Here is a 13,203-nt window from a genome sequence, read left to right as displayed (position 1 = left end):
ACCATGAACACAGCAATTCGCACTCGCGACCTCACCAAAACCTACGACATCACCGTGCTGGATCACGTGGACCTCGATGTGTTCGAAGGCCAGTTCGTGGCCATCATGGGACCTTCCGGCTCCGGCAAATCCACGCTGCTGCATTGCATCAGCGGCATGGACCGCCCCACATCCGGAACAGTAGTCCTCGCGGACACCGAAATCACCGCCCTCGACGAACGCCAATTGGCGGCGCTACGCCTCGCCAAATTAGGCTTTGTGTTCCAACAGGCGCACCTTATGACAACGCTGAACCTGCTGGACAATATCGTGCTGCCGGGATTCCTGGCCGGGCTGCGGCCCCGCCCCGAAATCACCGCCCACGGCACGGAACTCATGCGCCGCATGGGCATCGAACACCTTGCCGGAAGCGACGTGACCGAGGTGTCCGGCGGGCAGCTGCAACGCGCCGGCATTTGCCGAGCCCTGATCAACAATCCCGCGATTATCTTCGCCGACGAACCAACCGGCGCACTGAACTCCGCGACCGCCGCCCAGATCCTCGACCTGCTCGGAGAAATCCACGCCGCCGGGACCACCTTGATCGTGGTCACCCACGACACCCAGGTCGCGGCACGCGCGGATCGGGTCCTGCTCCTCGTGGACGGCCGAATTGTCGAGGACCTCGACCTTGGCCGCTACGATGCGGACGCGGCGTCGATACGCGTTTCCCAGGTAACGGAAGCGCTGAATCGACGCTGCGTCTAACGGCGACCTGCCCATGGAGGCCGCCGCCCGTGCCGGCATTGATCGATGTCATAGCGCTCCCACAGCTGACCAAAATGCGGGCTTAGCGGCCTACTAACCCGAGGTGGAACTCGTTGTAGCGGTCGCCGTGGACACCGATGCGGCGTGCAAGGGCATCAAGATCAGCACGCTCATCAGCAGATAACGTCACGGCCGTAGCTGCAGCGTTTTCGTGAATACGTGCGATCCGTCGCGTGCCGGGGATAGGCACAATCCACGGCTGCTGCGCAAGTAACCAAGCCAATGCGATCTGCCCCGGCGAAGCCTGCTTTTCTTCAGCGATCCGCTTCACTTGATCAACGAGCGCCTGGTTCGCAGCCATATTCGATTCACTAAAGCGCGGGATTGTCGAACGTATATCCCCTTCGCCAAAACTGGAGTCCGCCCTAACTGTCCCCGTAAGAAACCCTTTACCCAACGGACTAAAAGGGACAAATCCAATGCCGAGTTCCGCTAGCGTAGGCAAGACTTCCGCCTCTGGGTCGCGGGTCCACAACGAATATTCACTCTGCACGGCCGTCACCGGACATACCGCATGTGCCGCCCGAATCGTCGCCGGGGCCGCCTCTGACAAGCCAAAATGCCGCACTTTGCCCTCTGCTACGAGCTCGCCCACGGTCCCCGCAACATCTTCAATTGGAACGTTCGGGTCAACGCGATGCTGGTAGAAGAGGTCGATTACATCGGTGCGCAGCCTCCGCAAAGATTGCTCCGCTACCCTGCGGATTTGCTCAGGGCGACTATCCAACCCGACCACGTTGCCATCTTGGATATCCCAGCCGAACTTAGTTGCTATTACCACGCGATCGCGGAGCGGGGCGAGCGCCTCCCCAATGAGTTCCTCATTGTCATACGGCCCATAAGCCTCAGCGGTATCAAAAAACGTAACGCCCTCGTCCACCGCGCCACGTAGCACTTCGATCATCTCATCTCGATTGCCCGGATTCGGACCATAGCTTTGGGACATCCCCATACAGCCGAGCCCAATCGCAGATACCTCCAGCCCGTGCCCAAGTGTTCTCGTATGCATTTTCTATGCCTCCGTGGTATTCGTGTGCAATTTTGTTTTCGGTGTTACCGCAGTCTTTTCACGCGCCGCCACCCAAATGCCTGCAGCCTCCACCCTAGAAGTTCTTCAACAATCAAGGGGCTTCGTGCCGCCCCACCGCACATCGTTTCTACAACAAGCTTTCCGCAGGCTTCCCCCGCGTACACAGTAAGGCGCACCACAGCGGGCAAATTAGCGAGGTAGCTTTTGTCTGGGTTACGCGTTGTGGAAAGCACAACAACATTCGAAATTTGCTTCGCTAGAACGGCAGCCGCCATGCCTACAGGCGAGGTCCCGCCCCGAATCAGGATTCGATCTCTAGGCTGAATATCCATACCCATAGTGAGTGACCCGTAAGCTGCTTGCAGCATTTGCGGCGGCGTATTATTCCGGCCAATCGCGGTGCAGCAAATGGTGCAATACGCCCCGCCGGGCCTGCAATTCTTGGGGTTTGCCCTGCTCCACGATCACGCCCTGATCCATCACGGCGACCCAGCTCGCGGCGCCGATATTGTCCAGGTCGTGGGCAATTTCAATCACCGTGACCTCGGGGAACGCCGCTTGTAGGCGGGATCGCACCCGCCCGACCAGCGTCGGATTCAGGTGGGCCGTGAATTCATCCAGCACCAAAACGCGGCCGCCGCGCAGCAACGCCTGGGCCAGGGAGAGGCGTTGCCGTTGCCCGCCGGAAAGCGCGGCTCCGCCCTCGCCTACGGGATCGGAAAGCTCAACTTCCCCATCGAGGCAGGCTACATACAAGGCATCGGTCAATTCCGCATCGCTGGCATCCGGCGCGGCTAACCTTAGGTTTTCCGCCACCGTCGCATTGATTGGGCGAATGTCCTGGGTGACCACCGCTACCACCGCCCGCAGGGCATCAACGTTGTAATCGCGAATATCTCTGCCATCCAGCAGCACCGCGCCGGAATCCACATCCCAATAGCGCAACAGCAATTTGGCGATGGTGGATTTGCCGGAACCCGTGGAACCAACCACCGTGGTCCAAGAACCCGGCGCGACCGTTAAATCAATATTGCGCACCACGGGTTTAAGTGCGCCATCGTACGTGAAGCTGACGTCGCGCCATTGCACGCCAACGCCGGGCCCGTGGGCTTCGATAAGCTCACCCCCATCCGGCAAATTCAAACCTGCGTGCGAAAGGCCCCACACTCGGCGCGCGGCCGCAAGTGATTGCGAAAGATGGTTACCTAAATCGGTAACTTCATTGATCATGTCCCAGCAACGCAATACCGCAAACATGGACGAAACGCTTAATGCCAAGTTATCGGTGGGCGGCAACAGCATCAGCACCACGGACATCCGAGCGGCCGCGATCAGCCCACCCCGCGCGCCCACGATGCCGCTGCGGCGAACAATGCTTGCTACCAGCGGGTTCTCCAATTCGGCCAGCTCGCGGTGCCGACGTTCCGCCGCCCCATAGCCCGTGACTTCGGCCACGCCGCCAATGGAATCCGTCACGTGCTGGGCGATCACGCCGCGCGCCCCGGTAACACCAACGGCATACCTATATGCGCTGGTATCCACGCTAATCGCCGCCGCCAACAGCAGAATCGCCGCGGCGACGAGCCCCTGCCATGGCTGCACCACGGCCACCCCGATCACCACCGCGATAGGCACCACCAAAGCGGAAATCACCGGCGCCGTCGTATGGGCGAAAAACACCTCGATCTGCGAGATATCGCGAGTGAGCCGAGTAAGCATATCCCCGCTACCCACCGCCTTATCGCCCGTACGTGCCATGATCGCGGGCGCTTGCGGATAAATATCGCGGAACACACGAATGCGTATCAGTTCGAGCGCTTTAAACGCCACCAAGTGCCCGAAATAATGTTCGAGGTACCGGAGGAATGCCTTAGCCAGCGCCAGTACAACCATGGTAATCACCACTGCGCGTAGGCTCAGGTTCCGCGCGATCAGCGCATACACCGGCACCACAAACAATGCGATCCCCAGCACCTGATTAGCAATCCGGCACAACGTGGACACGCCCAGCGGCGCCAGCACCGGTCGCGTGATACCGATTAACCACAGCACAAGTTGCCGCACGGTCGGGTTGGTAGTATTCATGACGCTTCCTCGATTTCCCCATGTTCCACGCGCAGCACACGATCCATATGGCGCAACGAACTGGTGCGATGCGTGACCATGACCAGCGTGTACTCCCGTCCGAGGCCAGTGATCGCCGCCAGGATTTCCCGCTCCGAGGCCAAATCTACGTGCGAAGTCGGCTCGTCGAGCAGCACCACGCGACGCCCCGAGACAATCGCACGTGCGAGCGAAATGCGTTGCGCTTGCCCGCCGGAAATACCGAGCCCCTGCTCGCCCAGCTCCGTATCCAGCCCAAGCGGAAACCGCCGAATCTCATCCGCCACGTGCGCGCGTTCCAGCGCCTCCCACATCTGCTCCTCGGTGGCATCCGCACGCGCAATACGCAAGTTATCGGCAATGGTTCCGCTAAACAGCCACGTCGTCTGCGCCACGCTTGCCGACGCCGCGCGCAACCCATCCCCCGTCTCACCCGCCACCACAACACCTCCCGCCTGTGGACGCAGATCCCCTTTAAGCAGCGACAATAACGTCGACTTGCCCTGGCCGGAAGGCCCCACGATGGCCACCCGCTCGCCCTGATTAATGGCGAAACTCACGCCTGCGAACAAGGGTTGCCCATAACCAAAGTGCAGATCCGATACCATAACAGCGGGCTCTGCGGGCGCTTGGTCCGCAGTGGGTCTTGGGTCTTTCGATGCGGTCGACTCGACGGTGCCGGGGCGCGCCCGCAGGAATGCAAAGATCCCGCGCTGGGCGCCAAGCCCGCTCATACCAACATAGAAAAACGCCCCGATTTGATCCATAGGTTCGAGAAGCAGAATGCTAAGGGCAATAAGGCAAATCGCTTGCCCTGTCGAATAATCCCCAGACATCGCCAGGGCGGCCGCGGTAGTGACCAACGCTAGGCTGCACGCGGCGTCGATAACCAACAAAATCAGCTGATTGCCCTTAAGCAACTGCATGATAGCCACACGGTTGCGCTCGCCGGTTTGCGCCAACTGCTCAGACACCCGGCCCGCAGCGCCCAAAAGCTGCAACGTGCTCAACGACTTCAACGCATCCATATACGCCGCAGCCAGCGCCTTACGAGCATCCTGCGAACCCGAAGACACCCGAGAAGCCAACTTCCGGAACCCCGCCACCAGCACTGGAACGATCAACAGCATGACCAAGAGCACCAGCGCCGGATACGAGCCGACATATGCTGCGATCACCGCGATGACCAGCAACGGAGCGGAAAACGAGGCAATCACCTGCCCCACAAAACCCACCCGCATCAACATCATCTTCTCGGCGAGCTCCGTGGCCAACGCCACCGTCGAACCGGTGCTAGTCGAGGCAGACTTGGCAGGGCCGGCGGCAAACACGGCATCAATAATTCGGTGCCGAATGCGGCTCTCCTCCAAAATCTGGCCGCGTGCGACGAAAACGTTACGAGCCAGGACGGCGACAAAAATTAAAACAAGGCCGAAAATGATGGGGAGTAACGACGGGCGCGCTGGGTAGGCGTCAATAATACTGCCCGCCCCGACCAAAGTCAGGCACATACCAAAAACGGACAGCCAAGTTAACACAACACTGATCGAAATTGTGCAAAGCGCCTGCTTACTCAGGCGATAAGGCGGCGGTTGATGAGCGCCTTTGGCTTGCCTAACTTTCATGGCCTCATGATAAATGAGCACTTCATTGCGAATTACACTTCCGCAAACTTTCAGCCAACTACGTTCTAAAACTTTCGATGGGTAGAAGATGGGTCAGCATAGTATCGAGCTGTTCGAATAGGCCTGCGTAAAAGTATTGGGCGGGTTTGGCCGGGGAAGGATGAACGCTTGGGCGAAGGCGGGGTGGGGTTGGGGCCGGTTGGGGTTGTGGCCGGTTGAAGCTGTGGCCGGTTGGGGCTGGGGTGCGTGGCCGGTTGGTGCGTGGCCGGTTGGGGTTGTGGCCGGTTGGGGCTATTGGGTTTCGTGAGGTCGTTGGGGCTATTGGGTTGTCCGAGTTTCTTGAGGTGCCAATTTCGACAGGGATCCCTATAAACCACGTGCGGCGATATCGGCGCGGGACGCGAAACACAGGGCTAGGATGCTGCGAGGGACGTAATGACAGCAGGTCGGCAGGCTAGGGAATAGATTGTGTGCTGCGCATGAAGTTTTTTACACACGAATCCCGGATTCTGTGTAATTTTCATCGTTGAGGGCAGCCCGAGGCCGCCGGCGCGATATTTTTTACACAGATTTCGGGATTTTGATGTAAAAAATATCGGTAGACACCGTTCAACTCCGAGCATGCCGATTAGTTGCGTGCAGCATACCATATCAAAATGGCGCGATTAACGGAAGTCGCCCATAGTTGACCAAGGGTAGCGAGTTTCGAGACCCCAGAGAGGCTGCTACAGCGAACATTTCAGTTGGTCAAAATATATAGCTTTACATGTGATGCTAGGCCGGAAACGACGCGACCAGAATTAGGTTTGGCGGGCGTTCGGCGGACGTCCGGCGGGACTGACGTCCGGTGGGACTCGGCCTGTCGGATTTTGTCGGGTTTCTAGCGCCGCCAATCTCACAACGCCAACCCTAGCGCCACATGCTATGAATTCATAGCCTTTATCGAAACCTGCGGCCTCTTATGGCATCGACAACACAAAATGAGGAACATATCCTGCCACCTCGGCGAGTTGACCGGCGGACCATCAACAGGAGCGACGCGAATCCACCCGTCGACGGATGGAAGCAATAGGTCGCGCACTTCACATGAAGTTTTTTACACACGAATCCCGGATTCTGTGTAATTTTCATCATCTGAAGCCGCCCAGGGCCGCCGGCGCGATATTTTTTACACAGATTTCGGGATTTTGATGTAAAAAATATCGGTAGACAACGTTCAACTCCGGCCATGGGAATGGATTGCCCACAACGAATGCGCGCTTCTTTTCGTCACTGTGACGTAATTCGGCCATACTTTAATATCCGGCGGGCAAACTGAAGGCCACAGCGGGCTTATTTAAACTGAGCACAAAATAGTAACGAGCTTTATTTCTAAAGACGCCGTCCGGCACCAACTCACCCACCACACATCCTACAGATTAAATTATGTATCCATATTGATTATGGCCGGTTGCCCACCTACCAATTGCCGGAACCGCAAAAGCCACACCCTTCTGCAAACACTACCTCGGCAAATACCCCCTCCATAGACACTCCCCCAGCGGAACAGGTCTACGCCACGGAACTCACCGCAACATAGACACCGACAACATAGACGAGTAATCGAGTTCTAACTAAAGGCCGCGCACGCCCCGCATGGAATTCTTGAAACACAAGCTTCGGATTCCACTGGCCAGCGCGGCGGACAAAGAACTCCCCCAACGGACAATCCACCCCAACTGACAATCCACCCGAACAGACAACCCGCACCCAGCGAACAAACCCACCCCCAATAGACAAAAAATACCCCTCCAACCTGCAAAAACATGCTGGAGGGGTGAGTTTTAGTTACTTAGCAGCCATCGGGGGCGCGATCAGGTCCAGCAGTTCATCCAGATCCCAAATGAGCTCCCAATCAAAGCTACCGAAATAGAAATTAAGCAACCAGGACATATGATCCTCCAGATCAAATTTTGAATTAGGACGATCTTAATAATAATCCTCGTCGATAATACGTGCCAAATTTGACACGTCATAAACCTACCCCGCCAGCCACCCACGCAAAATGCTCCACTGCCTTCCCCAATCTCCTCGCGCACCCCAAACGGTTTTGCTTTACTGGAGTTATGTCGTCCAACCTCGCCCGAGATCCGTTTCCATTGCGCGGTAAGAACGTTGTAATTACGGGGGTGAGCCGTCGCGCGGGTATTGGATTTGCCACCGCTTGTAGGCTTGCCGCTTTTGGCGCGAATGTGTTTTGCCATCATTTTTCCCCGCATGATGCCGAGCAACCGTGGGGCGCCGACAGCATTGACGCCGTGATGCGCGGAGTTCGGGCGCACTTGACGCCTGGTGCGCGTGGCGTCGATATGCACGCTGACCTCGCCGCCCCCGAAGCTCCCGAACGTGTTATCGAAGCCGCCGTCGCGGAGTTCGGCCAGCTTGACGCGCTCGTTTGCAATCAGGCGTTGTCGGGCGCGGACGGGACTCTCGAAAAAGTGAGCGCAGCGGAGCTTGACCTTCATTGGCGTATCGACGCCCGCGCCTCCCTCCTGTTAGCTCAAGCGTTCGCCGCTCGGCACGCCCAAGGCCGTCCCGCTTCCATTGTGTTCCTCACCTCCGGCCAGGGCCTTGGACCGCTGCCAGGCGAGGTAGCATGCGCCGCCGCGAAAGCTGCTCTAGCTGGCGTAACGGTGACCATTGCGGATGAGCTCGCGGACCGCGGGATCCGAGTGAACACCGTCAACCCAGGCCCGGTGGATACCGAATACCTCACCGAAGACATGTTCAATTATGTGCGGCCGATGTTTCCGTTCGGCCGCTTTGGCGAGCCCGACGACCCCGCCCGTTTGATCGCTTGGCTGGTTACCGAAGAAGCCTCGTGGATCACTGGGCAAATCATCAATACGGAAGGCGGATTCGCTAGGTGGCGGCCCCGCGGCACCGAATAAGTTTTCGGTATCCGAACGAGCGGCTATCGCTGCCAGACGCGTACCCAGTCGACCTCAAAGGGGCGGCCCGTGCCGGTGCCGAGGATGACGTTCATCTCGTTTTCCTGATCAAACATTGAGAAGGGGTTGCCCCGCGAGGTGTCGTTGCCATCGGCGTCGATGGGCTGCTGCATGTTTTCCTTTGCCTTTTCGCCGGTCCAATGCTGTTCGGCGATCAATTCGCCGTCAAGATACCATTGGACTTTCCCGGGTGCCCACAGCGTGCCGTAGGTGTGCCATTCAGAAAGGTCTAGGCCTTCCGCAGTGTGGGTGTTTTTCCTATTGCGTATTTTGTCCGGGTTTTCTTTCCCGTGCCAGGCCCAAATAGTGGACAATACTTCATTCGGGCGTTGCGACTCCGCGAAATCCAATTCGCAATAAGGGATTTTGTTTTCAGAGATCCTCTTGTGCGAAAAACTCCAAAACGCCGGCCAGCTATACCCGTTATCATCGGTGCCTTCCGTGACCTTAGGCACGTCTGTACGCGCTTCCCACCGCATGCGCGCCTCGAAGTACCCCTGCCCGAAGGACTGCCCCTCGCCTGTATTGGGGTCCCGGGTGGCAAAATTGTAGTTAAAGGTGCGGTGCTTGGGGTCGATGCGCAACACGGAATTGCTTACCGAATACTCGTCCTTAGTCGTATCCTTTTTCGACCACGCATCGATCCCCGCCGGGTACCACAGGAATCCCGAATCACCGGTGAGTTCGGTGTCGATGGTCTTGGTGGAATCGAAGCTATCATCCAACGCCAATCGCCGAAAGCCCTCGTCGGCGGCGACCGACGGGACCGCCTGATTATTCGGGCTCTTCGGGGATTGCTGCTTGCCGGGATTATTCCGGCTGGAAACCTGTTTGCCAAGGCCGCCGGATTGGCTCAGGCCCGTAGCAACCATTTCGGGAGATATCGTCTCCGAGACGGCCGGACTATAGCCTGCGATGCCGAAACAGAGGGCTGCGGACAAGAGCGGAACGACGATTCGGGTTTTCAAACGACGCATGGTCATAGACTCCTCATTGCCGCTCGGGGCCGGGGGGACGAACGGCATCTCTGCACTATGTCTCACATGTGCTTCCCACATGCGTCTCACATGCTACATCGCGTCGGGTATCAGCCCTGGTGCAACACGCTGAGGCCAACGCTTAAGGCCCGCATGCCCGCTCAGCTGGGTTTTACCGGACGGAAATCATCTATCAGCGGTAGAAAGCGTCCATTTATGGGAACAGATATGTGAACCACTGATTCGTGAGCGGATTGACATACGTATTGTTAGTGACTAACATTTTGAGCTATGGGACGATGGGAGCAGACGCATAAGTCGCTGCGAAAGGCTGCCCTAGAATTGTTCGCCGAGCAAGGCTACGAGGCAACCGCTACGGCTCAAGTAGCCGAACGTGCGGGCGTGAGCGAGATGACTCTATTCCGGCACTTCCCAACCAAGGAGATGCTGTTACTGGCGGACCCGTTCGACCCGCTCATGGCGGAGGCAGTACGAGCACGGCCCGAGCATGAGCCTGCAATGCGGGCGTTGGCCGAGGGCGTCCGTGAGGCGTGGAAGCAAGTTGATGTTGAAGATGCGCGGGCGCTTCGCGATCTCTTGCGGATTGTTGCTTGCACACCTAACCTACGAGGGGCGATCGAGCGCAACAGTGGCGAGACTGCGGAGGCACTGAGGGGCGCGTTGGTTGATCGCGGAGTGAGCGAGATGCAGGCGCATGTTGCTGTATCGGCGGTCATCGCTGGATTGAGTGCGGCGCTGCTGGAGTGGGCGCAATCAGAGCAGTCCTCATTGGATGCCACACTCACTCAGGCTCTCGATCTGCTGGGGGGTGCCTGACATGATCACGTTTAAGAACGTCAGCCGCGTATTCCCTGGCGGCGTGGGTGTGAGTGATTTGACGTTCACCATCGAGCCGGGAGAGATTGTCGCCCTAGTTGGACTGAACGGTGCAGGGAAAACGACGCTGATGCGACTGTCGCTGGGGATGCTTCGCCCGCAACGAGGTTCAGCAAGCGTTCTCGGGCACCCTCTAGACACAGTGCCTGCTAGGGCCTGGGCGCAGGTAGGTGCACTCATGGAGGTGCCGCTAGCCTATCCCGAACTGACCGTACGGCAGAACCTCCGCATCGCCTGCCTCCTGCGCGAGGCAGACCCCAGCCGCGTGCAGAAATCTCTCGCCGCGTGGGGACTCGATCCAGTCGCCGATCGCAGGTTCCGCCACCTCTCTCTGGGAAACCGGCAACGAGTCGGCCTGGTAGCCGCTATGCAGCACGATCCCCGGCTAATCGTACTGGACGAGCCGAGCAACGCACTCGACCCCGCCTCTGTGATTCTGTTGCGCGAACAACTGATCCATCGCGCTCAGCATAGTGCAGCGATCCTTGTTAGCAGCCACCACCTCGACGAGGTTGCCCGCATCGCCAATCGCGTGTTGCTGATGAACGCGGGGCGACTCATCGGAGAACTCGACACCACCGGGAATGACCTGGAACGCGCGTTTTTCAAGCGCATCCGCCAGGACGACGAACGACGACTGAGCGTGGAGGCCGTGCGATGAAAGTTGCCATCGAGATCGAAGCCCTAAAACTGATGCGCTCACCAATCGGGGTGATTGCCGCCCTGGCCATTGTGCTCGGTGTCTTCGCCCTGCTCGGTGGCATCACCGCTGGCGTTGCGGGTGGGAACCCGGAGTTGATCGCAAAGGCTGGTCCTGCGGCCACTTTAGATTGGAACGGCCTCCTTGCTGGGGCTGCGCAGATCATCGCTGTTGTCAGCATCCTCGGCTTCGGGATCGTGCTCGCCTGGATCTTCGGCCGCGAGTTTGCGGATGGCACCATCACTGGCCTATTCGCCTTACCCGTGCGTCGTGCCAAGATCGCATTGGCGAAGCTGACAGTGTACGCGCTGTGGGCCATCTCCGTCAGCGTTGCGCTCACGCTCGGGGTATTAATTCTCGGGCTCGCCTTCTCCTACGGCCCGCCGAGTGCCGAGGTCTGGGCGGCGCTTGGGAGACTACTCATCCTGGGGGTGCTCTCCACGGGCCTTGCTGTACCGGTTGCCTGGGTTGCTACGCTCACTCGTTCGCTGCCCGCGGCGGTCGGCTGCACGATCGCACTCGTCGTCATCGCCCAAGTTGGCGCCCTTGCCGGAGCAGGCGGCTGGATGCCGTTCGCCGCTCCCGCGCTCTGGGCTATGTCCAACGGTAGCGTAGTCACCGCGACTCAGCTCGGGCTGACTTTAGCCGTTCCTCTTGTGTTTGTGACGCTCACCTGCGTCGCTTGGTCACGCCTCCAACTCGACCGATAACCTGCGACCAAAGGAAGTGCGGATGAGGCTGTCCACAGGTTCTTGACATGGGCATGCGCTGGCGGACGATGGGCATCATCGATGATGTGACGTCGACGGCGGGAGTAGACACGCGTATGCGTTGCTACGACGTTATTGTTGTCGATGACCATGACCGAGCCCCTGGTGAGCTTGACCATGACCTTCCTGCCGACCAGCTTGTACGGCACAGAATAGAAGTGCTTGTCGACTTGAACGCAGATATTGCGTTGGACGGTGCGCTCGAGGTACTCCACGTCGGAATACGGCTCCTTGGGCAAGGCGGTCATAACCGGCAACTCATCTTCAACGAAGATCTCATACCGGGTAGTGCCATCGGCATGGGTGAAATCCTTGTTCAGCGCCTCGACACGCTCAGCAAGTGCCTCGCGCAGTTCGGCGAGGGTATGAAAGATTTCCTGCTCTAGATATCCCAGAACCCGCCGGTAGGAGATCCCCACGGAATTTTCGACAGCCCCTTTTTGCGTCGGTGACCACACATCGGTGGGAAAGACCGCCAAACCGTAATGCTTACACACTCGCGCGTACCTATCGGTCACAGCCCTGATGGTCTGGTTCCCATCGCGACGTGGCACGGTGGCGGTGCGGGCGTTATCGGAAATCAACAACTTTGGAGTCGCCCCGAAATACTCAAAGGCGGCAATATGCCCGCCGACCCACGCATCCATTTTCTCATTCAGCCACGCCGAAATATGGATCAACCCGGAATGCGGCAACGTTGCTACGAACAAATGAACCGGGGACTTTGCCCCGGTCACAGCATCAACAAGATACGCATAATCACCTGCCCAATCGACAAAAACCGCATAACCCGGCTTATGCGACAACACGGCCGCTAACGACGATTTCCCAGCAAAACGGGAAAACTGCGAGCAAAACGCCGAGTACGAATACTTCGCCAAACCCTCCCGGGCAGGCGGTGCAGCACAATAATTCTCCCACGCAAGACCCACCGTATGGTGCGGATACTTCCGCAAAGCCTGCACAACCGCAGCAAAATCCGGCTGGTCATACTTCTGCGAAACAACCTTACGTCCATCAGGCCGTAACGCATCGATATCATCCTGCGACAACGACCGAAACGATTCCCTAGTAATCCCCTCAGCAGCAATGATCTTACGAGCAGCAGAAACGTCCCGGTTCGAACACGACACCAACGACGTAATATCCGCGACCGTAAACCCGTCCAAGATCAAACCAATGATCTTCCCGAATTTCTCGGACAATGAACTCTCCCCACAATCAAGGAGCCAGTCACGGCGACATCGAATCTAGCCGCCGCCACTGTCAAGAATCCCGAAAAACAGGGTTACCAACAACGAATA

At 58.2% G+C, this 13,203-nt stretch carries 10 protein-coding genes; 5 read left to right on the top strand and 5 right to left on the bottom strand.

Annotation, left to right across the window (positions count from 1 at the left end; translation table 11 throughout):
- The first annotated feature begins 3 nt into the window (after positions 1-3).
- The gene (locus CCANI_RS04095) at positions 4-747 is read left to right on the top strand and encodes an ABC transporter ATP-binding protein (protein WP_222432961.1); all 744 of its coding nucleotides are present in this window, start codon (positions 4-6) and stop codon (positions 745-747) included.
- 82 nt (positions 748-829) lie between these two features.
- Here the strand turns inward: CCANI_RS04095 and CCANI_RS04090 are convergent, their stop codons facing one another.
- The 3 genes from CCANI_RS04090 to CCANI_RS04080 form a co-directional block, all read right to left on the bottom strand.
- The gene (locus tag CCANI_RS04090; RefSeq protein WP_146325187.1) at positions 830-1,816 is read right to left on the bottom strand and encodes an aldo/keto reductase; all 987 of its coding nucleotides are present in this window, start codon (positions 1,814-1,816) and stop codon (positions 830-832) included.
- A gap of 402 nt (positions 1,817-2,218) precedes the next feature.
- Positions 2,219-3,922, bottom strand: coding sequence for an amino acid ABC transporter ATP-binding/permease protein (locus CCANI_RS04085; protein ID WP_146325185.1), 1,704 nt, complete (start codon positions 3,920-3,922; stop codon positions 2,219-2,221).
- Entirely contained in the window at positions 3,919-5,565 is a 1,647-nt protein-coding gene (locus CCANI_RS04080; protein ID WP_246118278.1) for an ABC transporter ATP-binding protein/permease, read from the bottom strand. Before CCANI_RS04080 ends, CCANI_RS04085 begins: the two co-directional genes overlap by 4 nt.
- Positions 5,566-7,670: 2,105 nt before the next feature.
- On the opposite strand from CCANI_RS04080, the gene CCANI_RS04075 reads away from it, so the two are divergent.
- Positions 7,671-8,495, top strand: coding sequence for an SDR family oxidoreductase (locus tag CCANI_RS04075; protein ID WP_146325183.1), 825 nt, complete (start codon positions 7,671-7,673; stop codon positions 8,493-8,495).
- A gap of 23 nt (positions 8,496-8,518) precedes the next feature.
- Here the strand turns inward: CCANI_RS04075 and CCANI_RS04070 are convergent, their stop codons facing one another.
- The gene (locus CCANI_RS04070) at positions 8,519-9,580 is read right to left on the bottom strand and encodes a glycoside hydrolase family 16 protein (protein ID WP_290211539.1); all 1,062 of its coding nucleotides are present in this window, start codon (positions 9,578-9,580) and stop codon (positions 8,519-8,521) included.
- Between the two features lie 243 nt (positions 9,581-9,823).
- Between CCANI_RS04070 and CCANI_RS04065 the strand changes: the two genes are divergently transcribed.
- Genes CCANI_RS04065 through CCANI_RS04055 form a run of 3 tightly spaced genes read left to right on the top strand, consistent with a single transcriptional unit; the run spans position 9,824 to position 11,839 of the window.
- Positions 9,824-10,369 carry a TetR/AcrR family transcriptional regulator gene (locus CCANI_RS04065; RefSeq protein WP_146325179.1) on the top strand — a complete coding sequence of 182 codons (546 nt, stop codon included), beginning with the start codon at positions 9,824-9,826 and terminating at the stop codon, positions 10,367-10,369.
- Position 10,370: 1 nt separating this feature from the next.
- Positions 10,371-11,090 (top strand): ABC transporter ATP-binding protein, encoded by a 720-nt coding sequence (locus tag CCANI_RS04060; RefSeq protein ID WP_146325177.1) that lies wholly within the window; start codon positions 10,371-10,373, stop codon positions 11,088-11,090.
- Positions 11,087-11,839 (top strand): ABC transporter permease, encoded by a 753-nt coding sequence (locus CCANI_RS04055; RefSeq protein WP_146325175.1) that lies wholly within the window; start codon positions 11,087-11,089, stop codon positions 11,837-11,839. The genes CCANI_RS04060 and CCANI_RS04055 overlap by 4 nt, the downstream gene beginning before the upstream one ends.
- Here the strand turns inward: CCANI_RS04055 and istA are convergent.
- A complete protein-coding gene (gene istA / locus CCANI_RS04050) occupies positions 11,755-13,104 on the bottom strand; it encodes an IS21 family transposase (RefSeq protein ID WP_290211538.1) in 1,350 nt (449 codons plus the stop codon). The two genes, CCANI_RS04055 and istA, sit on opposite strands and share 85 nt — an antisense overlap.
- Between the last annotated feature and the right edge of the window lie 99 nt (positions 13,105-13,203).

The sequence above is a fragment of the Corynebacterium canis genome (assembly GCF_030408595.1).
Taxonomy (GTDB): domain Bacteria; phylum Actinomycetota; class Actinomycetes; order Mycobacteriales; family Mycobacteriaceae; genus Corynebacterium; species Corynebacterium canis.
Note: the sequence above shows the minus strand (reverse complement) of the source record. Positions and strands in the feature narration are given on the sequence as shown.

Excerpts from the sequence above, each read along its gene's own strand:
- CCANI_RS04075 (WP_146325183.1), top strand. The coding sequence starts at position 7,671 with ATGTCGTCCAACCTCGCCCGAGATCCGTTTCCATTGCGCGGTAAGAAC.
- CCANI_RS04090 (WP_146325187.1), bottom strand. The coding sequence starts at position 1,816 with ATGCATACGAGAACACTTGGGCACGGGCTGGAGGTATCTGCGATTGGG.
- CCANI_RS04060 (WP_146325177.1), top strand. The coding sequence starts at position 10,371 with ATGATCACGTTTAAGAACGTCAGCCGCGTATTCCCTGGCGGCGTGGGT.
- CCANI_RS04065 (WP_146325179.1), top strand. The coding sequence starts at position 9,824 with ATGGGACGATGGGAGCAGACGCATAAGTCGCTGCGAAAGGCTGCCCTA.
- CCANI_RS04080 (WP_246118278.1), bottom strand. The coding sequence starts at position 5,565 with ATGAAAGTTAGGCAAGCCAAAGGCGCTCATCAACCGCCGCCTTATCGC.
- CCANI_RS04085 (WP_146325185.1), bottom strand. The coding sequence starts at position 3,922 with ATGAATACTACCAACCCGACCGTGCGGCAACTTGTGCTGTGGTTAATC.
- CCANI_RS04095 (WP_222432961.1), top strand. The coding sequence starts at position 4 with ATGAACACAGCAATTCGCACTCGCGACCTCACCAAAACCTACGACATC.
- CCANI_RS04070 (WP_290211539.1), bottom strand. The coding sequence starts at position 9,580 with ATGCCGTTCGTCCCCCCGGCCCCGAGCGGCAATGAGGAGTCTATGACC.
- CCANI_RS04055 (WP_146325175.1), top strand. The coding sequence starts at position 11,087 with ATGAAAGTTGCCATCGAGATCGAAGCCCTAAAACTGATGCGCTCACCA.